Here is a 23,973-nt window from a genome sequence, read left to right as displayed (position 1 = left end):
TTACCGTGGAATCCCGTGGATCGCATGATCTCGACCTTGACAAACGACCACGGGAGCAGGCCTTGGCCCCTTCAGGACGGCTGACCAAGCACATCTTCGTCACCGGGGGTGTCGCCTCCTCTCTCGGTAAGGGCCTCACCGCCTCCAGCCTCGGCAATCTGCTGAGCGCGCGCGGCCTGCGGGTCGTCATGCAGAAGCTGGACCCCTACCTCAACGTCGACCCCGGCACGATGAACCCGTTCCAGCACGGTGAGGTGTTCGTCACCGAGGACGGTGCCGAGACGGACCTCGATGTCGGCCACTACGAGCGCTTCCTCGACCGCGACCTGTCCGGGAAGGCCAACGTCACCACCGGCCAGATCTACTCGGACGTGATCGCCAAGGAGCGGCGCGGCGAATACCTCGGCGACACCGTCCAGGTGATCCCGCACATCACCAACGAGATCAAGGCCCGCATCCGGGCGATGGGCGACCCCGACGACGAGGGCCGTACCCCCGACGTCGTGATCACCGAGGTGGGCGGCACGGTCGGCGACATCGAGTCGCTGCCGTTCCTCGAGGCGATCCGCCAGGTCCGCCACGAGGTGGGCCGGGACAACTGCTTCTACCTGCACGTCTCGCTGGTGCCCTACCTCGCGCCGTCGGGCGAGCTGAAGACCAAGCCGACCCAGCACTCCGTCGCCGCGCTGCGCAACATCGGTATCCAGCCCGACGCGCTGGTCTGCCGCTCCGACCGGGAGATCCCCGACAAGCTCAAGCACAAGCTGTCGCTCTACTGCGACGTCGACCGCGAGGCGGTCATCGCCGCGCCGGACGCGCCGAGCATCTACGACATCCCGAAGGTGCTGCACCGCGAGGGCCTCGACGCGTACGTCGTGCGCCGCCTGGGCCTGTCCTTCCGCGACGTCGACTGGGCCAAGTGGGACGACCTGCTGGAGCGGGTGCACCACCCGCGGCACACGGTGACGGTCGCCCTGGTCGGCAAGTACGTGGACCTGCCGGACGCCTACCTGTCGGTGTCCGAGGCGATCCGCGCGGCCGGCTTCCACCACACCGCCCGCGTGCAGATCCGCTGGGTCCCCAGCGACGACTGCAAGACCCCGCAGGGCGCGGCGGCCGCGCTGGCCGGCGTCGACGGGATCGTGATCCCCGGCGGCTTCGGCGTGCGCGGCATCGAAGGCAAGATCGGCGCGGCGCACTTCGCCCGCGAGAACGGCATCCCGACCCTGGGCCTGTGCCTCGGGCTGCAGTGCATGACCATCGACGTGGCCCGCAACCTGTCCGGCCTCGCCGACGCCAACTCGCTGGAGTTCGACGACACCGCCGGCCACCCCGTGATCGCGACGATGGCCGACCAGGAGCAGATCGTCGCCGGCAAGGGCGACCTGGGCGGCACGATGCGGCTGGGCGCCTACCCGGCGAAGCTGACCCCGGGCTCGCTGGTCGCCGAGGCCTACGGCACCACCGAGGTCTCCGAACGGCACCGCCACCGGTACGAGGTGAACAACGCGTACCGCGACGCGCTCACCAAGGCCGGCCTGCAGATCAGCGGCACCTCGCCGGACGGCCGCCTCGTCGAGTTCGTCGAGCTGGACCGGGAGCTCCACCCGTTCTTCGTGGCGACGCAGGCGCACCCGGAGCTGAAGAGCCGGCCGACCCGCCCGCACCCGCTGTTCGCGGCGTTCGTCAAGGCGGCGGTCAACTACTCCTTGGCCGACCAGCTTCCGGTCGACCAGCTCACCGCCGAGCCCGAGATGGCCGGCAACGGGCGGGCCGGCGCGACGGCCGCGTCGTGACCGGCGCACACGCGTACGCGGTGCTCGACCGGGTCGAGCGGTTCCAGGGCAAGGTCTTCAGCGTGGTCACCGACCGGGTCACCATGCCCGGCGGCGGCCAGGCCGAGCGCGACTACGCGCGGCACGTCGGTGCCGTCGGCGTGGTCCCGCTCGGCGACGACGGCCGGGTGCTGCTGGTCAGGCAGTACCGGCACCCGATCGCCAAGGTCATGTGGGAGCTGCCGGCGGGTCTGGTCGACGTGGCCGGCGAGCCGGCGCCCGACACCGCCCGCCGCGAGCTGGCCGAGGAGGCCGACCTGCGCTGCGAGCGCCTCGACCTGTTGCTGGACCTGCACACGTCGCCGGGCTTCTCCGACGAGCTGATCAGGATCTTCCTGGCCCGCGGTCTGTCGTCGGTGCCGCACGCCGACCGGTTCGCGCGCGCCGACGAGGAGGCGGAGCTCACGGTCGAGTGGGTGCCACTGGACGAAGCGGTGGCGATGGTCTTCCAGGGCGAGATCACCAACGCGGCCGCGGCCGCGGGCGTGCTGGCCGCGGCCCGCGCCCGCGACGACGGCTGGCGCCCGCTGCGCTCCGCGGACACCCCGCTGGAGCGCTAGCCGGGTCTCGCCTGCGTGTTGCGGGCGCGAGCCGGCGGGCAATACTGAAGGCGCGTCCGTGGCCGGCGGGTTCGTGCCCGTGATCAGGGCACCCTAGACTCGCCGCCGACGCGGGAAGGCGACCCAGTCAACGGTGACCGGGCGCACGCGGGAGAGAAGGTGTCAATGTGAAGGTCGGAATCCCACGCGAGGTGAAGAACCACGAGTACCGCGTGGCGATCACGCCGGCAGGCGTGCACGAGTTCGCCCGCGCGGGTCACGAGGTCTTCGTCGAGTCCGGTGCCGGTCTCGGCTCGTCGATCACCGATGACGAGTTCGCCGCCGCCGGTGCCACGATCCTGCCCGGGCCCGACGAGGTCTGGGGCACGGCCGACCTGGTGCTCAAGGTCAAGGAGCCGATCGCCGAGGAGCACCACCGGATGCGCGCGGGTCAGGTGCTCTTCACCTACCTGCACCTGGCCGCCTCCAAGGAGTGCACCGACGCGCTGCTCGACCGCAAGGTCACCGGCATCGCGTACGAGACCGTCGAGACGGCCGACCACGCTCTCCCGCTGCTCGCCCCGATGTCCGAGGTCGCCGGCCGGCTCGCGCCGCAGGTCGGCGCGTACACCCTGATGCGACAGGGCGGCGGTCGCGGCATCCTGATGGGCGGCGTCTCCGGCGTGTACGCGGCCAAGGTCGTCGTGATCGGCGCCGGCGTCTCGGGCATGAACGCGGCCGCGATAGCGCTCGGCATGCAGGCCGAGGTGCTGCTGCTCGACCGCAACATCAACAAGCTGCGCCAGGCCGACGCGATCTACCAGGGCCACCTGCAGACCGTCGCGTCCAACGCGTACGAGGTCGAGCGGGCCGTGCTCGACGCCGACATGGTGATCGGCGCGGTGCTGGTGCCCGGCGCGAAGGCCCCGACGCTGATCTCCAACGAGCTGGTCAGCCGGATGAAGCCCGGCAGCGTGCTGGTCGACATCTCGATCGACCAGGGCGGCTGCTTCGAGGACTCGCGCCCGACCACGCACGCGGACCCGACCTACAAGGTCCACGAGTCGATGTTCTACTGCGTGGCCAACATGCCCGGCGCGGTGCCGCACACCAGCACCTACGCGCTGACCAACGTGACGCTGCCGTACGCGCTGGAGTTGGCCAACCGCGGCTGGCGTGACGCGCTGCGCCGCGACCCGGCGCTGGCCCTCGGCCTGAACACCTACGACGGCCAGGTCACCTACGGGCCGGTCGCGGAGGCGCACGGCATGAAGCACCTCTCGCTGGCCGAGGCGCTGGCCTGACGGCGACCGTGACGTCCGGCGCCGGTGACGGTCCACAACCGTCACCGGCGCTGCGGCGCGCGGTGCGGGGCTACCTCGACCACCTCACCGTCGAGCGCGGCCTGTCCGGCAACACGCTCGCGTCGTACCGGCGGGATCTCGATCGTTATCTCGTGACCCTGGCGGCGCGCGGCGTGACCGACCTCGCCGCGACGACGGCCGCGGAGATCGCCGGGCACGTCGCCGCGCTGCGCGACGGCGACGCGGACCACCCGCCGTTGTCGGCGGCGTCCGCGGCCCGGGCCACCTCCGCGGTGCGCGGTCTGCACCGGTTCGCGGTGCGCGAGGGCCTGGTCGCCGACGACGCGAGCCGCGACGTGAAACCGCCGAGCCTGCCCCGGCGCCTGCCGAAGGCGCTCGAGGTCGACGAGGTGCTGCGGCTGCTGGAGTCGGTCGGCGGCGACGGTCCGTTGGACCTGCGCGACCGGGCATTGCTGGAGTTTCTCTACGGAACCGGCGCGCGGATCTCCGAGGCGGTCGGGGCGGCGATCGACGATCTCGACCTGACCGGCGGGTCGGCCACCTTGCACGGCAAAGGCGGCCGGACCCGGATCGTTCCCGTCGGCGGGTACGCGCGCGCGGCGCTGGAGGCGTACCTGGTGCGGTCGCGGCCCGGGCTGGTCGCCGGGGGTCGGGGGAGTCCGGCCGTGTTCCTCAACGCCCGTGGCGGGCCGTTGTCCCGGCAGAGCGCGTGGGCCATCCTGCGCAAGGCCGCCGGCGTGGCGGGGCTGCCGGTCGACGGGTCCCGGGCGGTCTCGCCGCACACGTTGCGGCACTCGTACGCGACGCATCTGCTCGACGGCGGTGCCGACGTTCGGGTGGTTCAGGAACTGCTCGGGCACGCGTCCGTGACCACGACGCAGGTATACACGTTGGTCACGGTGGAACGGCTGCGTGAGGTCTACGCCACCGCTCATCCGCGGGCACATAGCTGACACGCGCTTCTTGGCGTGTCGACACGCCGATATGGTGCACCCGGGGCCGGTGGGACGTGGCGTACAGTCGGGGCTCCGGCGCGGGACGTACGTCGGGAGGGGGTAGGCAGGGACATGGCTGGCAACGGTGACCGTGCCGAGGCATGGACCTCGCAGCTCCGCGAGCAGCAGTCCGCGCTCGACCTCGGCGCCGAGCTCGGGCCCGCCGACCCGGCGGCCTACACGATGCGCAAGCCGATCCCCGAGCCGATGCCGGCCGACCGGCACGGTCCGGCCCGGATCATCGCGCTGGCCAACCAGAAGGGCGGCGTCGGCAAGACCACGTCGACCATCAACCTGGGCGCGGCGCTCGCCGAATACGGCCGCCGCGTGCTGCTCGTCGACTTCGACCCGCAGGGCGCGCTCTCCGTCGGCCTCGGCGTCAACCCGCACAACCTCGACCTGTCCGTCTACAACCTGCTGATGCAGGACGACGTGACCGCCGAAGACGTGCTGATCAAGACCGACGTCGCGGGGCTGCACCTGCTGCCCGCCAACATCGACCTGTCGGCCGCCGAGATCCAGCTCGTCAACGAGGTCGCCCGCGAGATGGCGTTGGCCCGCGTGCTGCGGTCCGTGCGCAAGGAATACGACTACATCCTGATCGACTGCCAGCCGTCGCTCGGCCTGCTGGCGATCAACGCGCTGACCGTCGCACACGGCGTGCTGATCCCGCTGGAGTGCGAGTTCTTCAGCCTGCGCGGCGTGGCGCTGCTGCTCGACACCATCGACAAGGTGCGCGAGCGGCTCAACTTCGACCTCGAGCTCGAAGGCATCCTGGCGACCATGTACGACAGCCGCACCACCCACTGCCGCCAGGTGCTCCAGCGGGTGGTCGAGGCGTTCGGCGACAAGGTCTACCAGACCGTGATCACCAAGACGGTGAAGTTCCCCGAGTCGACGGTGGCCGGTGCGCCGATCACCACGCTCGACCCGGCCTCGTCCGGAGCCCGCAACTACCGTCAGCTAGCCCGAGAGGTCATCGCCGCGCAAGCGGAGCGGTGATCGAAACATCGGTCGCACTTGGCGGGTGCTCCACGACGATCGGCAGGAGGCGGAACGATGCTGGTTGGTCGTCGCTACCTGCTCGCGCTAGCGCCAGAACAGACGGACAAAGCCGAACGATATGGCGCGATTTGTCGTGCGGTGTGGAACACGGCGTTGGAGCAGCGGCGGCGGTACCGCACCAGGGGAGCGTGGATCAACTACAACGAGCAGTCTCGGCAGATGGCGGCGGCGAAGAAGGACCCCGACTGCGGTTGGCTTGCCGAGGCTCCATCGCACATCCTCCAACAGACGCTGCGTGACTTGGAGAAGGCGTGCAAGACCCACGGCACGTGGAACGTACACTGGCGCTCCAAGGCCAAGACACAGCCATCGTTCCGGTTCCCTGATCCGAACCAAATAAAGGTCGAACGGCTGAATCGTCGGTGGGGGCGGGCAAAGCTGCCGAAGCTCGGATGGGTGCGGTTTCGCTGGACCCGCCCAATCGGCGGCACGGTCCGCAACGCCACCGTCGGTCGGCAGGCCGGACGCTGGTACATCTCGTTCTGCGTCGAGGACGGTGTCAGCGAAGTCGCGCCCAACGGCCTGCGACCAGTTGGTGTTGACCGCGGTGTGGCAGTGGCGCTGGCCACCTCTGATGGCGACCTCTACGACATGCGGTTCGCAACGCCAGGCGAGCGAAGCAGGCTGCGCCGTATCCAGCAGCGGCTATCCCGGTCCCTGCGGACCCACGGACGCACCCGGTGGTCGAAGCGCCGCGACGCCCTCAGGGCCGAGTTGACCCGACTGAACGCGCGTATCCGATTCCGGCGGACCGATTTCGCCGCGCAGATCGCTAACCGGCTTGCCCGGTCCTTCGGACTAATCGCTGTGGAAGACCTCCGGGTGAAGAACTTGACGGCTAGCGCGAAAGGCACCGTCGACGCGCCGGGGCGTGGCGTGCGACAGAAAGCTGGCCTCAACCGCGCCATCCTGGACAAGGGGTGGGGCGGATTCCTATTAGCTCTCGAACACGCGGCGCGCCGCCACGGCGCCGCCGTCGTCAAGGTCAACTCGGCGTTCACTTCGCAGACCTGCAACTCGTGTGGCCATGTAGCCACGGAGAACCGCAAGAGCCAAGCGGTCTTCGTGTGTGTCGCATGCGGGCATGCGGACAACGCGGATGTGAACGCGGCCAAGAACATTCTCGCGGCCGGGCTGGTCGTGACCGGACGTGGAGGCCCTGCCGTTGGGCGGCCTGTGAAGCGTCAACCGCCCGAACGGCTAGTGGCGTGAACTCGTCCCAGCCGCGGGAATCCGCCACCTTCGGGTGAGGGGAGGGAGTCAAGGTGCATGAGGTGTGGGCGTGAACGTCGCCGTTCCGGCGGTGGACTACGGTCGAACGGTGAGTGAACCCGATGCGGCCGAAGCGTCCGCCGTCGTCGTCGAAGGGTCGGTGCCCGCCGACGCACTGACGACCGACGCGGCGCCCGCGACCGGGTTCACCGTGCGGCTGGCCAACTTCACCGGGCCGTTCGACCTGCTGCTCACGCTGATCGGCAAGCACAAGCTCGACGTGACCGAGGTCGCGCTGAGCACGGTCACCGACGAGTTCATCGCGTACATCCGGGCGATGGGCGACGACTGGCCGCTCGACGAGGCCAGCGAGTTCCTGGTCGTCGCGGCCACGCTGCTCGACCTCAAGGCGGCCCGGCTGCTGCCGGCGGCGTCGGTGGAGAACGAAGAGGATCTCGCCCTCCTTGAGGCGCGCGACCTGCTGTTCGCCCGGCTGCTGCAATACAAGGCGTTCAAGGAGGCGGCCGCGCACATCCAGCGGCTCGAGGTGGAGGGCGCCCGGCGCTATCCGCGGGCGGTCTCGCTGGAGCCGCGGTACGCGGAGGCGCTGCCCGAGTTGGTCCTCGGCATCGGGCCCGCGCGGCTGCTGAAGCTCGCGATCAAGGCCATGACACCCAAGCCGACGATGGCGCAGATGGTGTCGATCGCGCACATCCACGACGTGAAGGTCAGCGTCCGCGAGCACGCGATCATCCTGCGGGATCGAATCCGCCGCTCCGGCACGGCGACGTTCCAGGTGCTGACGATCGACTGCCAGAGCACGCTCGAGGTCGTGGCGCGCTTCCTGGCGCTTCTGGAGCTCTACCGCGAGAACCTGGTGGGCTTCGAACAGGTACAGGCCCTGGGCGAACTGACGGTCCGCTGGACCGGCGGCGACGCGGTGGGCGAGCTGAAGGTCGACGAGTACGCCGGCACCCCGGCCGAGGCCGCCGACAAACCCGCAGCCTCAGAAGCTGCCGCAGCCGATGGACCCGCCACCGATGAAGCGGCCGGCGAACCCGCGGCCTTCGACGCCGCCGCGGCCGTTGAACCCGCCACCGATGGAGCGGCGGCCGGCGAACCTGCGGCCCACGGACCTGGCGCGGCCGTTGAACCCGCCACCGATGGAGCGGCGGCCGGCGAACCTGCGGCCTACGGACCAGCCGCAGTCGATGAACCCGCCACCGATGACGCGGCGGCGGCCGACGTGCCCGCGGCCGATGAACCCGAGGAGCAGAAGCAGTGAGCGAGCGCAGCGGCGCCGACCCGGGCCGCGAGTCGTCCCTGGCGGAACAGGCCGCGGCCTGGGTGCCCCCGTGGGACCGCGCCCGATCCCAAGAACGTTCGGCGTCGAAATATTCGGAGCCGAACAACAAGCCGACCTCGGAGGGCGAGCAGGCCGCGGAGCCGGCGAGCGATGAGCGCATCGCGGACGCCGAGCCGCAGGGCGAGCACACCCCCTCCCCGGAGTCCGACGGACCAGCCGAGCCCGAGTCGGCGGTCGAACCCGAGTCGGCGGTCGAGCCTGAGTCGGCGGTTGAGCCTGAGCTGGCGGTTGAGCCTGAGCTGGCGGTTGAGCCTGAGCTGGCGGTCGAGCCTGAGCTGGCGGTCGAGCCCGAGTCGGTGGTCGAGCCTGAGCCGGTGGTCGAGCCCGAGTCGGTGGTTGAGCCTGAGTCGGTGGTCGAGCCTGGGCTAGCGGTCGAAGCCGATACCGTCCAGGCGGACGAGGCGGTCGGCGAGGTCGAGGACGACGGCGCGCCGGAGGAGCTGGAGCCCGAGGGTGTTGCCGATGCGGCGCCGCCGGACAGCGTGTTGGTTGATCTTGCGCAGGAGGCCGATCCCGGGACCGGGGAGGCCGCCCAGGACGGCAGCGCGACCGAGGTTGCCGTTCCCGCTCCGTCGCGCGTATCCGATGAGGATGCGCGACCCATGGTTGCCGCCGATCAACCGGAACCAGCCGCGGCGTTGGGTCTTGTCGATGACGATGAGCTGCGCGGTGCGCTCGAAGCGATCCTGCTCGTCGTCGACGAGCCCGTGCAGGACATCGTGCTGGCGCAGATCCTGGAGCAGCCGACCGATCGGGTGGCGGCGGCTCTGGAAACGATCTCGGCCGGCTACACCAGCGCCGGGCACGGGTTCGAGTTGCGGCGCATCGCCGGTGGGTGGCGGCTCTACACCCGGCCGCAGTACGCCGCCTACGTCGAGCGGTTCGTGCTCGACGGGCAGTCGGTCCGGCTCACCCAGGCGGCGCTGGAGACGCTCGCGGTGATCGCTTACAAGCAGCCGGTCACCCGTGGCCGGATCTCCGCGATCCGCGGCGTGAACTGCGACGGCGTGGTGCGCACCCTCACGTCCCGCGGGCTGATCGAGGAGGCCGGCACGGAGCCGGAGACGGGCGCGTACCTTTACCGGACGACGACGCTGTTCCTGGAGAAGCTCGGGCTCGACTCTGTCGACCAGCTCCCGGACCTGGCGCCGTTCCTTCCGGACGATGTCGACGAGGTGGCAGATGGCGAACGCTGAGCGCCTGCAGAAGGTGCTGGCCAGCGCCGGTGTGGGGTCCCGACGGGCCTGTGAGGATCTGATCTTCCGTGGCCGGGTCAAGGTCGACGGCAAGGTCGCCCAGCTCGGTGACAAGGTCGACGCGGACACCGCGGAGATCTACGTCGACGGGCAGCGGGTGATCGTCGACCAGAATCTGGTCTACCTCGCCTTCAACAAGCCTCGCGGTGTCGTCTCGACGATGGCCGACGAGAAGGGGCGCACCGCGCTCGCCGAGTTCCTCGACCGGGTCGACCAGCGGGTCTACCACGTCGGGCGGCTCGACACCGACTCCGAGGGACTGCTGCTGCTGACCAACGACGGGTCGCTGGCGCACAAGCTCATGCATCCCTCGTACGGGGTGCCGAAGACCTACGTGCTGGAGATTCCCGGGCCCCTGCCCCGGTCGGTCGGCCGGCAGCTCCAGGCCGGCGTCGAGCTGGAGGACGGCCTGGCCAAGGTCGACAAGTTCCGGCTCGTCGACGCGTTCGCCCGGTCCGCGCAGATCGAGATCGTGATCCACGAGGGCCGCAACCGGATCGTTCGGCGGATGATGGACGCCGTCGGGCACCCGGTCAACCGGCTGGTCCGCACCGCCATCGGCCCGATCCGGCTCGGCGACCTCAAGCCCGGGCGCACCAGGCGCCTCACGAACGCCGAGGTCGCGGCGCTGTTCAAGGCCGTCGCCGAGTGATTCTGCCGACCAGGCAGAATAGGTGCTGACGGCGCGAGGAGGAACGGTGGCAGACGAGTTGGCGAACGGTCGGTGCGTGGTGGCCGTGGACGGACCGTCGGGTTCCGGCAAATCCACCGTTTCCCGGCGGTTGGCGACCGCGCTGAGTGCGCAGTACCTGGACACCGGCGCGATGTACCGCGCGGTGACGTGGGCGGTGCTGCGCTATGGCGTGGATCTCACCGACGCCGAGGGCATCGCGAAGGTGGCCGGCGAGCTTGACCTGGCGATCGGCACCGACCCGGCGGCGCCGCACGTGCGGGCCGACGGCGTCGACGTCGACGTCGAGATCCGCGGCCCCGAGGTGACCGCCGCCGTGAGCGCGGTCGCCGCCGTGCCCGCGGTGCGCCAGCTCCTGGTCGCGCAGCAGCGCGCGGTGATCGAGACGGCCGGCCGGATCGTGGTCGAGGGCCGCGACATCGGCGCCGTGGTGGCGCCCGACGCCGACCTCAAGGTCTACCTGACCGCGTCCGCCGACGCCCGGGCCCGGCGCCGGTCGCTGGAGAACGCGGCGTCCCTCGACGACACCCACGCCGACCTGACCCGCCGCGACACGCTCGACTCCACCCGCGCCGCCGACCCGTTGCGGCAGGCGGCCGACGCGGTGGAGCTCGACACCACCGCGATGGGCATCGACGAGGTCGTCGCCCGGTTGCGCGCGATGGTGACGGCATGACGTCCCCTGAACTGTCTGATGTGGACCTCGCGACGGACGACACCGGCCCGGTGCCCGTGGTGGCCGTCGTGGGCCGGCCCAACGTGGGCAAGTCCACATTGGTCAACCGGATCATCGGCCGGCGGCAGGCCGTCGTGGAGGACACCCCGGGCGTGACCCGCGACCGGGTGCCCTACGACGCGCAGTGGAACGGCCGGCAGTTCACGGTCGTCGACACCGGCGGTTGGGAGCCCGACGCCCGCGACCGGGCCAAGGCCATCGCGGCGCAGGCCGAGATTGCCGTGCAGACCGCCGACGTGGTGCTGTTCGTGGTCGACGCGACGGTCGGCGCCACCGACGTCGACGAGGCCGCGGTCAAGATGCTGCGGCGCAGCAACAAGCCGGTGATCCTGGTCGCCAACAAGGCCGACAACAACGCGATCGAGATGGAGGCCGTCTCGCTCTGGTCGCTCGGCCTCGGCGAGCCGCAGACGGTCTCCGCGCTGCACGGCCGGGGCTCCGGCGACCTGCTCGACCTGATCCTCGACGCGATGCCCGAGCCGGCGCCGCGGATCGACGACGACGCACCGCGCGGCCCGCGCCGCGTGGCCCTGGTCGGCCGGCCCAACGTCGGCAAGTCCTCGCTGCTCAACAAGCTGGCCAAGGAGGAGCGCGCGGTCGTCGACTCGGTCGCGGGCACCACCGTCGACCCGGTCGACTCGCTGGTCGGCATCGGCGGCGAGACCTGGCAGCTCGTCGACACCGCCGGCCTGCGCAAGCGGGTCAGCCACGCGAGCGGCACCGAATATTACGCGTCCCTGCGCACCGCGGGCGCGATCGAGGCGGCCGAGGTCGCGGTGGTGCTGCTCGACGCGGCCGAGCCGATCAGCGAGCAGGACCAGCGGATCCTGACGATGGTGGTCGAGGCCGGCCGGGCGCTGGTCATCGCGTTCAACAAGTGGGACCTCGTCGACGACGACCGCCGCTACCACCTCGAGCGCGAGATCGACCGCGAGCTCAAGCGGATCCCGTGGGCCATCCGGGTCAACATCTCGGCCAAGACCGGCCGCGCGGTCGACAAGCTGGCCCCGGCGCTGCGCCGGGCGCTCGCGTCCTGGGAGACCCGGGTGCCGACCGGCCAGCTCAACCAGTGGCTGACCGCGCTCGTGCAGGAGACGCCGCACCCGGTCCGTGGCGGGCGGGCACCGCGTGTGCTGTTCGCCACCCAGGCGGGCACCCGGCCGCCGCGTTTCGTGCTGTTCACCACGGGCCCGCTCGACGCCGGCTACCAGCGCTTCGTCGAGCGCAAGCTGCGCGAGGAGTTCGGCTTCGAGGGCAGCCCGGTCGAGGTGACCGTCAAGCCGCGCAAGAAGACCGGCCCGGGCGGCCGGGGTCGCGCGCACGGGTGACATGATCACGCGATGGGTTACCACGTAGAGGTCGAGCGGACCGACGACGGGGGATACGTCGCCCGCAACGGGCGCGGCGCCGAGATCCGGTTCGGCACCGCGGACGGCACCGACTTCACGCCGGTCGAGCTGCTGCTGGCCGCGCTCGGCGGGTGCAACATCGTGACCGTCGAGCCGCTGACGGCGCAGCGCCACCACCGGCTGGCCCGGCTCGCGGCGGTGCTCGAGTCGGAGAAGGTCAAGCCCAACAAGCTCGGACCCATCACGATGACGTACGACGTGACGCTGCCGCCCGACGACGCGGAGGCCGAGCCGGTGTTCCGCGCGGTCGCCGAGCGGGTGCACGAGAAGTACTGCACGGTCAGCACCGCGCTGCGCGAGCAGACCACAGTAGACGTCGAGATTCCGGAAACCCTGACCTCGTAAGGAATCCCGGCGGTAGCCTGCGGGCATGCCGGCGCCCACACCCACGCAGGTGCGGGTGGCCGTGGTCGAGAGCACGGTGCTCGGCCTGTCCTGCGCGCTGACCTTCTGGCTCGTCAGCGACGTGCTGACCCGCCTGTACGTGGACAGCCGCGACAGCGACCTGCTCGGCGGCATGTGGGCGGCGCTGGCCACCATCTTCGTGAGCCGGGCCACGTTCCGCGAGAGCCTCACGGCGGGCCTGTCCCGGATGTCCGCCACGCTGATCAGCTTCGTGATCTGCCTCGTCTACCTCGTGTTCCTGCCGTTCCACCTGTGGGCGTTCGCACTGCTGATCGGCGTGTCGAGCCTGGTGGGGCTGCTGATCGGCCGGCGGGGCGACGCGACGACCGCCGCCATCACGACGGCCGTGGTGCTGGTGGTGGCGACGATCTCCCCGTTGGACCCGTGGCAGCAGCCGATCCTGCGCCTCGCGGACACGGTGATCGGCGTGATCGTGGGCGTCGCCACCGCCTGGCTCTCCCTTCGGTTAATCCACCCCCACCTCCGTTGAGGTCCGGTCCGCACTGAGCCGTCGGACCGGACCTGTGCGAGATCACATTTTGTGAGCGCCCGGTTCGCGGCATTCTGGATGTGGCTAGGCCGCTCCAACGGGGGGAGAAGCGGTGTTGGCAGGGTTGCTCGTGATCGTCACGCTGGGCGCGACGGTCATCGTCGGCACCACCATCGGCCGCCGCTACAGCGTCGCCCCACCCGTGCTGCTGATCATCATGGGCGGCATTCTGGCCCTCATTCCCCAGCTCTCGGACATCCGGCTGCCGGCGTCGGCGGTGCTGCTGATCTTCCTGCCCGGGATCCTCTACTGGGAGAGCCTCAACACCAGCCTGCGCGAGATCCGCGCGAACATCCGGGTCATCCTGCTGTCCGCGATCGGGCTGGTCATCGTAACCATGGTCGTCCTGTCGTACTCGCTGCAGGCGATCGGGGTCGCCGCCGCGGCCGCCTGGATCCTCGGCGCGGTGCTGGCACCGACCGACGCCGCGGCGGTGGCCGGCCTGGCCAAGCGGATGCCCCGGCGCAACCTCACCACGCTGCGCGCGGAGAGCCTGATCAACGACGGCACCGCGCTCGTGCTGTTCGCGGTCGCGCTGGGCATGCTGACCGACGGTTCGGCCCCGAGCCTGCTGCACATCACCGGCGACCTGGTCTGGTCGGTGGTCGGCGGGGTGATCGCCGGCCTGGCCACCGGCGGCATTCTCATCCGGATCCGGCGGCGGATCGACGACCCGCTGCGCGAGGGCGGCCTGTCGGTGATCACCCCGTTCGCCGCGTTCTTCGTGGGGGAGCTGATCCACGCGAGCGGCGTGGTCGCCGTCGTGGTGGTCGGGCTCCTGTTCTCGTACGTGGGACCGCGCGTGATCAGCGCCCGGTCCCGGGTGCAGGCGTTCGCCTTCTGGAACATCACCACCTTCGTCGTCAACGGCAGCCTCTTCGTCCTCGTCGGCCTCCAGATCCCCGCCGCCGCGCGGCGCATCGAGAACGACCAGATGGGCCGCGCGGTCGCCATCGCGTTCGCCGCGGCGGCCGTGGTGATCCTGACCCGGCTGGTCTGGATCCATCTCATGGCCGGGGTGATCCGCGTGTTCGACCGGCGCGCGATCCAGCGGACCCGGCGGCTCAACTGGAAGGTGCGCACCGCGTACGGCTGGGCCGGCTTCCGCGGCGCGGTCTCGCTGGCGGCCGCGCTGGCGGTGCCGTCCGTGCTGCCGGACGGGTCCGCGTACCCGGATCGCGACCTGATCGTCTTCGTGACCTCGGTGGTGATCCTGACGACTATCCTGGTGCAGGGTCTGACGCTGCCGATGGTGGTCCGCTGGGCGGGCTTGTCAAGCGACCGGGCCCGGATCGACGAGGCCCGGCACGCCCGGGTCCGGGCGGCCGAGGCCGGTCTGGCCGCCCTGCCGGCGGTGGCCCGCTCGCTGCACGCGCCCGCCTACCTGACCGACCGCGTCCGGGCCGACTACGAGGCCGCGGCCGACGAGGCGCGCCGCGGCGACGGCCATTCCGAGCTGACCGGCGCCGAGCAGCTGGAGCGCCGGCTGCGACTCGGTGTGCTGGAGCACGAGCGCCTGGCGGTGACCGCGATGCGCGACCGCCGCGAGATCGACGACATCGTCATGCGCGAGCTGCAGGCGTCGCTCGACGTGACCGAGCTGGCCCTGTTGGGGCCGCCACGGAGCGACGCGTAACACCCGAAAGGAGAGAGAGTTCCATGACCTCAATCCTCGCCGAGCGGATCGGCGGAGCGGTTTACGAGCGCGGCGACGACGGCTTCGCCGACGCGGTGGCCGGCTTCAACCTGGCCTTCTCGCCGGAGCCCGACCTCGCGGCGCGCGCGACGTCGGTCCGCGACGTCGTCGAGGCCGTCCGGTTCGCCCGGACCACCGGCATGCGGATCGCGGTGCAGGGCGCCGGGCACGGCGCCGAGGCGCCCATCCACTCCGGCCTGTTGCTGAACACCAGCGGGTTCGACAAGCTGGACATCCACCCGGAGGCCCGGATCGCCACGATCGGCGCCGGGGTGCGCTGGAGGTCCGTGGTCCAGGCGGCGGCGCCGCACGGCCTGGCGCCCATCACCGGGTCGTCACCGGATGTCGGCGCGGCCGGCTACCTGCTCGGCGGTGGGGTCGGCCCGCTGGCCCGCAACTACGGCTTCAGCTCCGACTACGCTACCGGCTTCACCGTGGTCACCGGCGAGGGCGAGGTGGTCGAGGCGACCGCCGAGGAGAACCCCGACCTGTTCTGGGCGTTGCGCGGAGGCAAGTTCGGGCTCGGCGTCGTGACCGAGATGCGGGTGCGCCTCGTCGAGCTGACGTCCGTCTACGGTGGATCGTTCTTCGTGGACACTCCACACATCGAGCGGATGCTGCGGTCCTGGATCGACTGGACCGACGGTGCCGATTCCCGGGTGACCACCAGCGTGCAGGCCGTGACGTACCCGCCGCTGCCGAACGTGCCGGAGCGGATGCGCGGCCGGCGGCTGCTCGGCGTGCGGTTCGCGTTCCCCGGCGACCCGGCCGAGGGCGAGCGCCTCGCGGCGCCGTTGCGCGCCGCCGCACCGATCTACGCGGACATGCTGGGTGAGCTGCCGGCCACGCAACTCGGCACGATCCACAACGACCCGCCCGACCCGATCCCGTACTACGTGCACGGCAACATGCTCGCGCGGGTCGACCAGGGCCTCGCCACCGCGTTCCTCGACGTGGTGGGCGCGGACTCGCCGTTCTTCGCCAGCGAGATGCGCCACCTCGGCGGCGCCACCCGGCAGGACGTGCCGGGCGGTTCGGCGGTCGGCGGCCGTGAGAACGACTACGTGACCGCGTTCATCTCCGGCCAGCCGGAGCTGTTCGACACGGCCGCGCCGGCCGAGGCCGCGCGCTGGGACAGCGTCGCGGCGCCGTGGATCTCGCCGGTCAACAACATCAACCTGGTGAGCCAGCCGATCACGCGGCAGCGGGTCGACTCGTGCTGGCCCGACGACATCCGCGAGCGGCTCGGCCAGGTCCGCCGCCGCTACGACCCGGACGGGGTCACGCTGGGCTGGTGGGAGTGACCTCCAGGAAATCGTCGACGTCGTCGGCGAACTCGCGGAAGTGCTGGAACAGGAAGCCGTGCGCGGCATCGGGATAGATCTTGATGTCCGCGTGCGGCAGCAGCCCGGCCACCAGGTGGCTGTAGCGCGGGAGGATCATCGGATCGCTGTCGCCGTTGGCGACGAAGACCGGGATGTCGATCGCGCTGAGCCGCTGCAGGGCGGCGTGGTCCGGGTTGCCCCAGCGCACCACGGCCTCGTACTGCGCGACCAGGGTCTCCCAGTCGACCGGGTCGTCCCGGCCGGCCTTGCGGGTGTAGATGCGCTGCAAGGTCTGCTGGCCGGCGGCCCGGCTGTTGTCGCTGTCGCTGAAGAACACCGACAGGTAGCCCTCGGGGCTGCCCTCCTTGGTGCCGACGGCCGACACCACCTCGGGCGCCCAGCCGAACATGCCCTCCGCGCCCTCGGGAGCGGTTGACGCCAGCACCAGGCGGCGCACGAGCGCGGGCCGCTCGAGCGCGATCCGCTGCGCGACGAAGCTACCGATCGAGTAGCCCAGCAGGTCGATCCGCTCGAGCCCGAGCGCGGTGAGGAACGACGTGATCTCGCGGGCCATCTGGTCGATGTTGTCCGCGGTGCTGCCGGTGCTGGAGCCGACGCCGGCGTAGTCGACCGTGATCACCTTGCGGTGCGCCGTCAGCGCGTCGACGAGCGCCGGGTCCCAGTCGTCGAGGTTCCCGCGGAAATGCTGCAGCAGGACGAGCGGCACGTCGGACTCGCCGGCCTCGCGATAGGCGTACGTGATGCCGTCGGCGGCGGTCGTGGTCTTGTTCTCGGTTTCCAGATAGGTCGGCATGGGCTGCTTTCCTCCGGCTCGACTGTGTGGGGCGGCAAACCGGGGGCGTTCCTTACAGCCTAAACACCGGAAGCGGCGCGGCAGTCGTGGAAGGGTGGAGTCAGACGGGTCCAGGCGCGCTCGGCCCATCCCGTCGGTCGTCGACGTGTCTGGCCGACTCGAACCGGGAGGCGGTCGACGATGAAAGCCGTCGTGTTCCACGGCGTTGGTGACATCCGTTTGGACAACGTGGCAGAACCCAAGCTCGAGACACCGAGCGATGCGATCGTACGGGTCACCGAGGCGGCGATCTGCGGCACGGACCTGCATTTCGTCCGTGGCACGGCGCCGGGCGTGCGGCCGGGGACGATCCTCGGGCACGAGGCGGTCGGCGTGGTCGAGGAGGTCGGCCAAGGGGTGCGCAACCACCGTCCGGGTGAGCGCGTGGTGCTCTCCGCGGTCCTGGGCTGCGGCTCGTGCGTGTACTGCCGGGCCGGGTACTTCGCGCAGTGCGACGAGATCAACCCGGCCGGCCGGCGCGCGGGCACGGCGTTCTACGGCGCGACCGCGGACAGCGGCTCGTTCGACGGCACCCAGGCCGAGTACGTGCGGGTGCCGTGCGCGCACACCAACATGTTCACGCTGCCCGACTCGGTCTCCGACGACCAGGCGATCGCCCTCGCCGACGTCTTCCCGAGCGGCTACTTCGGCGCGGTGATCGCCAACGTCTCCGACGGCGACGTGGTGACCGTGTTCGGCTGCGGCCCGGTGGGCCAGTTCGCGATCCTGTCGGCGTTCGGGCGCGGTGCCGCGCGGGTGATCGCGGTCGACCATCACGCCGACCGGCTGGAGCGGGCCCGCGAGCTCGGCGCCGAGATCGTCAACTTCGACGAGGAGGACCCGGTCGAGGCGTTGCTGGAGCTGACCCTGGGCATCGGCCCGGACCGCGCGATCGACGCGGTCGGCGTCGACGGCGAGAGCGCCAAGGCCGGCCCCGCGGCGGCCGACGCGCGTGCGCACGACGCCGAGCACCTCGAGGAGCTGCGCGCGATCGCACCGGTGACCAACGCGCACGACGGCAACTGGACGCCGGGCGACGCGTCGATCCAGGCCGGTCAGTGGGCGGTGGACAGTCTCGCCAAGGCGGGGACGCTCGGCATCGTCGGCGTGTACCCGCCGTCCGACCGGTTCTTCCCGATCGGCACGGCGTTCAACAAGAACCTCAAAATCAACATGGGCAATGGCAACCATCCGCGCTACATCCCGCGGCTGTTGTCCATGGTGGAGCAGGGTGCGGTCGACACCCGCCGGATGCTGACGCAGCACGAGCCGCTCACGGACGTGCTGACCGGCTACCACGAGTTCGACCGGCGCAGCCCGGGTTGGCTCAAGGTGGCGGTGACGCCGTCAGCCGCGTGACCGCCACCGCGCGCCTAGCAGTGCGGCCACGGCCCAGAGCAGCGCGACGCCCCAGACGACGCCGAGGAAGACCAGCAGGCCGCGGGTGTAGTTCAGGGGCAGCGCCGACGGCAGGTCCGGCGTGCGGCCGAAGCCGAGCACGAACGGCAACGCCATCAGCGTCAGGGCGACGCTGATCAGCCCGGCCACCCGGACCGGGGCGCGAGCGGGCGCGGGGAGGGTCCAGCCGAGGACGAAACCGAGCAGGATGACGATCGGGGCGAAGAACAGGTCGTGCGCGACCACCACGGCGGCGAGGAAGGCGAGCTGGCCCCAGGCGTCGGTTTCCGGGTCACCGGCCGCGCCGTAGACCGCGTAGGCCATCAGCCCAAGCCCGGCGACCACGAGCCCGCCACGCACCCACCTCACGGTGCGGGCCGGACGGTGAGGCGGGACAGCCACTTGGTCTGGAGCACGCCCGGTCGGTTGGGCGAGATCAGGCGGGCCGGGTAGCCGTGGTCGATGTCGAGGGGCTCGCCGCGCAGCTGGAGGGCGACCAGGGTGCGTGGGTCCGCGGCGTGCGGTGGGTCGACGACGGTGATCCGGTAGATGCCCACCCGTTCCAGCGACTCGGCCTCGACCTCGTAGCGGCCGGGCGGTGCGACCAGCGCGATCAGGTCGTTCAGGCGCACCCCGGTCCACACGGCGTCGGCGCTCCAACCCTCGACGCAGGTGATCGGCAGCGACTCGGTGTGCTGGGGCATGCTCGCCAACTCGGCGACGGTGAAACTCCTGCTTCCCGACGGACCGAGAATCATTAGCTTGTATGCGGGATCTACCGCGAGCGTCAGCACGCCGGCGGCCGTGGCGCTGCGGTTCACCGGCAGCTCCTGCGGGCCCACGCGCGGGCGGCGCGGCGCGAGCAGTGAGACCGGCACCAGCGCGGCGACGGTCTGGCCCAGCGTGGCCAGGGTGATCACCCCGGCGGCGCCGAAGGTCGCGGCCAGCAGGCCGCGTCGGGACAGCCCGCCGCCACCGCCCCGGCCGTCCCCGCGCGAGCGCCACAGCCCCTCCCGGATCACCGGCAGCTTGACGCCGATGTGGGTGACGATCGCGCCGATGGCCAGCCACGCCGTCCAGTAGTGGGCGCTGGGGAAGTAGAAGTGCATCGGCGTGTACCAGAGCGCGATGTTGAGCACGCCCGTGACGATCTGGAAGAGCGCGGCCGCGACCAGGACCAGGATGCTGAGCCGTTCCAGGGCGTGCGGCAGGCCGCGCAGCGCCGGCCAGGTGAACAGCTTCGGGTAGACGGACCAGAGCTTGACGCCGAGCAGCGGGATGATCGCGAGCCCGGTCGCCACGTGCAGGCCCTGCGTCACCCGGAACAGCCAGACCGGGTCGGTCGGCCAGCTGAACCAGCCGGGCGGGTGCTGGATCAGGTGGTCGAGCAGTCCCGTGCCGAAGCAGATCGTGAACGCCACCGCCAGTGCGACTCCGAGCCGGCTGGTCAGCCACGGCGAGCGCAGGCGCGACGGGAACGCGCCCGGCGCGAACGGTCCCTGCCGCAGCCCGGTCACCGGCCGGCCACCGCCACCGGGACGTGCGCGGCGACCGCGGCGGCGAACGCGCTGCCGGGCGCGCACGCGGCCACCACGCGGTGCGCGTCGGCGACCGTATCCACATCGGACAGCACGGGCAGGGCCGCGACCCGCAGCCCGCGCCGGCGCAGCGCGGCCAGCGTCGATCGGCCGGTGTCCGGTGTGGACATCGGCACGCGGCGCAGGGCGGCGGCGTCGGCCGGGTCGCGCAGCCCGAGCGCCCACCACCCGCCGTCCTCGGCCAGGCCGAGCACCGCGTCCGCGGTCGCCAGCGCCCGGACCGCCGTGCCCAGCAGGCCCGGGGTCACCTGCGGTGTGTCCATCCCGATCAGCAGCGCGTGGTGACCCGGCATGGCGCTGTCGAGATAACCGTTCGCCAGGCGTTCGGCCAGACCATTGCCGCGTTGCCGCACGGTCCGCCAGGCCGGCGGCGCGCAGTGGGCGCCGTCGAGCACGAGCGTGCGGACGGCGACGGGAGCGGCGTCCGCCGCGGCGAGCGTGTCGGCCAGCGCCGCCGCGGCCACCAGCGCCGCCTGGTCGGGCGAGCAGGGCGGGCAGAGCCGGGTCTTCACCCGGCCGGGCACCGGCGCCTTCGCGAACACCAGAAGCTGGGTCGCGCTCATCGGGCGAGCACCCGGGACATGTCGAGCACCGCGCGGACGGTGCCGCGGACAGTGCCGGTCACCTTCGAGCGGGTGCCGGCCGCCCGCGGCGCGTAGTCCACGTCGACCTCGGACACGGACCAGCCCGCCCGGGCGGCGCCGACGACCATCTCCAGCGGGTAGCCGAACCGCCGGTCGCGCAGGCCGAGGGAGAGCAGGTCGGCCCGCCGGGCGGCCCGCATCGGGCCGAGGTCGTGCAAGGGAAAGCCGGTGGTGCGGCGCAGCAGGTGGGCCAGCGCCGTGTTGGCCAGCCGCGCGTGCCACGGCCAGGCGCCCCGGGTGGTCGGCCGGCGCCGGCCCAGGACGAGCCGGGCCTCGCCCGCGCGGACCGGGTCGGCGACGCGGGGGAGCTGCGCCGGGTCGAAGGAGCCGTCGGCGTCCATCACGCAGACGACCCCGTCGACCGGGTCGGCGGCCAGCAGCCCGGCGTGGACCGCGGCACCGAAGCCGCGCTCGGCGACCCGCACGACGGTCGCGCCGTGCGCTGCCGCGATCTCCGGCGAGCCGTCCGTCGAGCCGTTGTCGGCGACGATCGGCCGGTAGCCGGACGGCATCCGGGACAGCAGCCAGGGCAGGGCGGCAGCCTCGTCGAGACAGGGCAGCACGACGTCCGTCATGAAGGCAGAACCTACCGACATTACGGATGTTGCTCCCGGCAACACGTCGTAACATCCTCTACCGTCCAAATCGTGCAGAAGGTTCTCGTCACCGGCGGCGCCGGTTTCATCGGATCGCACGTCACCGCCGCACTGCTCGCGGCCGGGCACGACGTGCGCGTGCTGGACGCCGGCCACCCGGCGGCCCACCGCGGACCACTGCCCGAGACCGTGGCGGGTGCCCCGCTGGTCGCGGCCGACCTGCGGGACCCGGCCGCGGTGGCGGCCGCCGTCCGGGGCGTCGACGCCGTGGTGCACCAGGCGGCCATGGTCGGGCTGGGCGTCGACCTCGATGACCTGCCGGAGTATGTGGCCTGCAACGACCTCGGCACCGCCGTGCTGCTCGCCGCGCTGGCGCGGGCGGGAGTCGGGCGGCTGGTGCTGGCCAGCTCGATGGTGGTCTACGGGGAGGGCGCCTACGCGTGCGCCGACCACGGCACCGTCCGGCCCGCCGCGCGCCGCCCGGCCGACCTGGCCGCCGGGCGCTTCGAACCGCCGTGCCCGGTGTGCGGTGCCGCGCTGGTGCCGGGCCTGGTCGACGAGGACGCGCCGACGGAGCCACGCAGCGCGTACGCGGTGACGAAGCTGGCGCAGGAGCACCTGACCTCGGTCTGGGCGCGGCAGACCGGCGCCGCGGCTATCGGGCTCCGCTACCACAACGTGTACGGGCCGGGCATGCCGCGAGACACCCCGTACAGCGGCGTCGCGGCCATCTTCCGCTCGGCCCTGGCCGCCGGCCGCGCGCCGCGGGTGTTCGAGGACGGCGGGCAGCGGCGCGACTTCGTGCACGTCGACGACGTCGCCGCCGCCAACCTCGCGGCGCTGTCCGCGGTGGACGGCGAGCCCGGCTTCCGGGTCTACAACGTCGCCTCGGGCGTGCCGACCACCGTCGGGGAGCTGGCCGTCGCGCTCGCCGCGGCGACCGCCGGGCCGGCACCGGAGGTGGTCGGCGGCTACCGGGCCGGCGACGTGCGGCACGTGGTCGCATCGCCCCGGCGAGCGGCCGACGAGCTCGGCTTCCGGGCGCGGGTCGGGCTGGCCGACGGCCTCGCCGAGTTCGCGCACGCGCCGCTGCGGGACTGACGATGGCGACGGCGACCGCGGCGCGCACCACCCGCAGAGCCGACCTGGTTGCCGCGGGCGCCGCCGCGCTCCTGGTCGTCGCGGCGGCGGTGGTCGCCTATCTGGTGCCGAGCGTGACCGGGGTGCACGACGTGCGCCTCGCCGCGCCGCTGTTCGCGCGGTGGCTGCCGCACACCGGCCCCGGCACACCGGTCGCCCTGCTGGTCGCGGCCGGCGTGATCTGGCACGGCCCCGCGCTGGCCGCCCGGCTGAGCTGGCGCCGGCTGCTGGTCGCGGGCTACCTCGGCGCTCTGCTGTGGACGCTCGGGCTGGCCCTGGTCGACGGCCTGCACCGCGGCCTGACCGAGCGGCTCACGACGGTTCACGAGTACCTGCACGAGGTGCCCGGCGTGACCGACGTGCCGGCGATGCTGCGCGGGTTCACCGGCCGGATCGTCGACTTCCAGCCGGACTCGTGGACCACCCACGTCGCGGGTCACCCACCCGGCGCGCTGCTGGTGTTCGTCGGCCTCGACCGGATCGGCCTCGGGGGCGGCGCCTGGGCGGCGCTGCTCTGCGTCGCGGTCGGCGCGCTGACCGCCGTCGCGGTGCCGGTGACGATCCGGCACCTCGGCTCGGAGGAAGCGGCCCGGGCGGCCGTGCCGTTCCTGGTGCTCACGCCCGCGGCCGTGTGGCTGGGTGTCTCTGCGGACGCGTTGTTCGCGGGCGTCACCGCGGTCGGGCTGGCCCTGCTGGCCAGCCCTGTCGGCCGGGCGCGCTGGGTTTCCGCCGGGGTGCTGCTCGGGTTCGCGTGCTACCTGTCCTACGGGCTCGTGCTGGTCGCGCCGCTCGTGCTCGCGGTGCTGGTCGCCACCGGGCGGTTCGCGGCGCTGGGCTGGCTCGCGGCCGGCGCCGGGCTGGTCGTGGCGGCGTTCACCGCGGCCGGTTTCTGGTGGTGGGACGGCTATCAAGCCCTGGTCATCCGGTACGGGCAGGGCATCGCACAGGATCGGCCCTACGCCTACTGGGTGTGGGCGAACCTGGCGTGCGCGACGCTGTCCGCGGGGCCGGCGATGGTCGCGGTGTCCCGGCGGCTGCTGGTCCGGCGTCCACCGCCGTGGGCGCTGCTGCCGCTGGCGGCGCTGGTCGCCATGCTCGTCGCCGACCTGTCCGGCATGAGCAAGGCCGAGGTCGAGCGGATCTGGCTGCCGTTCCTCGTCTGGCTGCCGGCCGGCGCGGCCCTCCTGCCGTCCGCCACCCGGCGGCCGTGGCTCGTGGCACAGGCCCTCACGGCGCTGGCCGTCAACCACCTGCTGCTGACCGTCTGGTGAGCGCACGACACCGCCCGCGGCGCCTGGCCGCGGGCGGTGTCGAACCGGGTTAGGGGGTGTCTCGTGGA

The 23,973-nt window shown here is 71.9% G+C and carries 23 protein-coding genes; 18 read left to right on the top strand and 5 right to left on the bottom strand.

What is annotated here, in order from left to right:
- Window positions 1-62: 62 nt before the first annotated feature.
- The 15 genes from pyrG (at window position 63) to Air01nite_RS35150 (ending at window position 16,384) form a co-directional block, all read left to right on the top strand.
- Entirely contained in the window at window positions 63-1,796 is a 1,734-nt protein-coding gene (gene pyrG, locus Air01nite_RS35220) for a CTP synthase (RefSeq protein WP_203707708.1), read from the top strand.
- On the top strand, window positions 1,793-2,395 hold the full coding sequence (locus tag Air01nite_RS35215; protein WP_239091188.1) for an NUDIX domain-containing protein: 603 nt from the start codon (window positions 1,793-1,795) through the stop codon (window positions 2,393-2,395). Before pyrG ends, Air01nite_RS35215 begins: the two co-directional genes overlap by 4 nt.
- 167 nt (window positions 2,396-2,562) lie before the next feature.
- Window positions 2,563-3,678, top strand: a complete 1,116-nt coding sequence (gene ald / locus Air01nite_RS35210) for an alanine dehydrogenase (RefSeq protein WP_203707707.1) — start codon at window positions 2,563-2,565, stop codon at window positions 3,676-3,678.
- A gap of 8 nt (window positions 3,679-3,686) precedes the next feature.
- On the top strand, window positions 3,687-4,652 hold the full coding sequence (locus Air01nite_RS35205; RefSeq protein ID WP_239091187.1) for a site-specific tyrosine recombinase XerD: 966 nt from the start codon (window positions 3,687-3,689) through the stop codon (window positions 4,650-4,652).
- 114 nt (window positions 4,653-4,766) lie between these two features.
- Window positions 4,767-5,696 (top strand): ParA family protein, encoded by a 930-nt coding sequence (locus Air01nite_RS35200; protein ID WP_203707706.1) that lies wholly within the window; start codon window positions 4,767-4,769, stop codon window positions 5,694-5,696.
- Window positions 5,697-5,753: 57 nt separating this feature from the next.
- Complete coding sequence (locus Air01nite_RS35195) at window positions 5,754-6,971, top strand: RNA-guided endonuclease InsQ/TnpB family protein (RefSeq protein ID WP_203707705.1); 1,218 nt, start codon at window positions 5,754-5,756, stop codon at window positions 6,969-6,971.
- A 109-nt stretch (window positions 6,972-7,080) separates the two neighbouring features.
- Window positions 7,081-8,256, top strand: a complete 1,176-nt coding sequence (locus Air01nite_RS35190; RefSeq protein ID WP_373310549.1) for a segregation and condensation protein A — start codon at window positions 7,081-7,083, stop codon at window positions 8,254-8,256.
- A gap of 431 nt (window positions 8,257-8,687) precedes the next feature.
- Entirely contained in the window at window positions 8,688-9,533 is an 846-nt protein-coding gene (scpB, locus tag Air01nite_RS35185; protein ID WP_373310550.1) for an SMC-Scp complex subunit ScpB, read from the top strand.
- Window positions 9,520-10,245, top strand: coding sequence for a pseudouridine synthase (locus Air01nite_RS35180; protein WP_239091186.1), 726 nt, complete (start codon window positions 9,520-9,522; stop codon window positions 10,243-10,245). Before scpB ends, Air01nite_RS35180 begins: the two co-directional genes overlap by 14 nt.
- A 46-nt stretch (window positions 10,246-10,291) precedes the next feature.
- A complete protein-coding gene (gene cmk / locus Air01nite_RS35175) occupies window positions 10,292-10,960 on the top strand; it encodes a (d)CMP kinase (RefSeq protein WP_203707703.1) in 669 nt (222 codons plus the stop codon).
- Window positions 10,957-12,348, top strand: a complete 1,392-nt coding sequence (gene der / locus Air01nite_RS35170) for a ribosome biogenesis GTPase Der (RefSeq protein ID WP_203707702.1) — start codon at window positions 10,957-10,959, stop codon at window positions 12,346-12,348. The genes cmk and der overlap by 4 nt, the downstream gene beginning before the upstream one ends.
- Window positions 12,349-12,360: 12 nt before the next feature.
- Window positions 12,361-12,774: an OsmC family protein gene (locus Air01nite_RS35165; RefSeq protein ID WP_203707701.1), complete on the top strand. Its 414-nt coding sequence runs from the start codon at window positions 12,361-12,363 to the stop codon at window positions 12,772-12,774.
- Between the two features lie 25 nt (window positions 12,775-12,799).
- Window positions 12,800-13,324, top strand: coding sequence for an FUSC family protein (locus tag Air01nite_RS35160; protein ID WP_203707700.1), 525 nt, complete (start codon window positions 12,800-12,802; stop codon window positions 13,322-13,324).
- Window positions 13,325-13,436: 112 nt separating this feature from the next.
- Window positions 13,437-15,020, top strand: a complete 1,584-nt coding sequence (locus tag Air01nite_RS35155; RefSeq protein WP_239091185.1) for a Na+/H+ antiporter — start codon at window positions 13,437-13,439, stop codon at window positions 15,018-15,020.
- A gap of 23 nt (window positions 15,021-15,043) precedes the next feature.
- Complete coding sequence (locus Air01nite_RS35150) at window positions 15,044-16,384, top strand: FAD-binding oxidoreductase (RefSeq protein ID WP_203707699.1); 1,341 nt, start codon at window positions 15,044-15,046, stop codon at window positions 16,382-16,384.
- On the opposite strand, the gene Air01nite_RS35145 is transcribed toward Air01nite_RS35150, so the two are convergent.
- Window positions 16,362-17,219 carry an alpha/beta fold hydrolase gene (locus tag Air01nite_RS35145; RefSeq protein ID WP_203707698.1) on the bottom strand — a complete coding sequence of 286 codons (858 nt, stop codon included), beginning with the start codon at window positions 17,217-17,219 and terminating at the stop codon, window positions 16,362-16,364. The genes Air01nite_RS35150 and Air01nite_RS35145 overlap by 23 nt on opposite strands.
- A gap of 180 nt (window positions 17,220-17,399) precedes the next feature.
- Between Air01nite_RS35145 and Air01nite_RS35140 the strand changes: the two genes are divergently transcribed.
- Window positions 17,400-18,617, top strand: a complete 1,218-nt coding sequence (locus tag Air01nite_RS35140) for an alcohol dehydrogenase catalytic domain-containing protein (RefSeq protein ID WP_203707697.1) — start codon at window positions 17,400-17,402, stop codon at window positions 18,615-18,617.
- Here the strand turns inward: Air01nite_RS35140 and Air01nite_RS35135 are convergent.
- Genes Air01nite_RS35135 through Air01nite_RS35120 form a run of 4 tightly spaced genes read right to left on the bottom strand, consistent with a single transcriptional unit; the run spans window position 18,606 to window position 21,473 of the window.
- Complete coding sequence (locus tag Air01nite_RS35135) at window positions 18,606-19,016, bottom strand: hypothetical protein (RefSeq protein ID WP_203707696.1); 411 nt, start codon at window positions 19,014-19,016, stop codon at window positions 18,606-18,608. The two genes, Air01nite_RS35140 and Air01nite_RS35135, sit on opposite strands and share 12 nt — an antisense overlap.
- A gap of 5 nt (window positions 19,017-19,021) precedes the next feature.
- Window positions 19,022-20,173, bottom strand: a complete 1,152-nt coding sequence (locus Air01nite_RS35130) for a molybdopterin-dependent oxidoreductase (protein WP_239091184.1) — start codon at window positions 20,171-20,173, stop codon at window positions 19,022-19,024.
- Window positions 20,170-20,817 (bottom strand): TIGR04282 family arsenosugar biosynthesis glycosyltransferase, encoded by a 648-nt coding sequence (locus tag Air01nite_RS35125; RefSeq protein ID WP_203707695.1) that lies wholly within the window; start codon window positions 20,815-20,817, stop codon window positions 20,170-20,172. Before Air01nite_RS35125 ends, Air01nite_RS35130 begins: the two co-directional genes overlap by 4 nt.
- A complete protein-coding gene (locus tag Air01nite_RS35120; RefSeq protein ID WP_203707694.1) occupies window positions 20,814-21,473 on the bottom strand; it encodes a glycosyltransferase family 2 protein in 660 nt (219 codons plus the stop codon). The genes Air01nite_RS35125 and Air01nite_RS35120 overlap by 4 nt, the downstream gene beginning before the upstream one ends.
- A 72-nt stretch (window positions 21,474-21,545) precedes the next feature.
- Between Air01nite_RS35120 and Air01nite_RS35115 the strand changes: the two genes are divergently transcribed.
- Together Air01nite_RS35115 and Air01nite_RS35110 are read left to right on the top strand one after the other, a co-directional pair.
- Window positions 21,546-22,595 (top strand): NAD-dependent epimerase/dehydratase family protein, encoded by a 1,050-nt coding sequence (locus tag Air01nite_RS35115; RefSeq protein ID WP_203707693.1) that lies wholly within the window; start codon window positions 21,546-21,548, stop codon window positions 22,593-22,595.
- Window positions 22,596-22,597: 2 nt separating this feature from the next.
- Window positions 22,598-23,905, top strand: a complete 1,308-nt coding sequence (locus Air01nite_RS35110) for a hypothetical protein (protein WP_203707692.1) — start codon at window positions 22,598-22,600, stop codon at window positions 23,903-23,905.
- The last annotated feature ends 68 nt before the right edge of the window (window positions 23,906-23,973 follow it).

The sequence above is a fragment of the Asanoa iriomotensis genome, from assembly GCF_016862515.1.
GTDB classification, from domain to species: Bacteria; Actinomycetota; Actinomycetes; order Mycobacteriales; family Micromonosporaceae; genus Asanoa; species Asanoa iriomotensis.
Note: the sequence above shows the minus strand (reverse complement) of the source record. Positions and strands in the feature narration are given on the sequence as shown.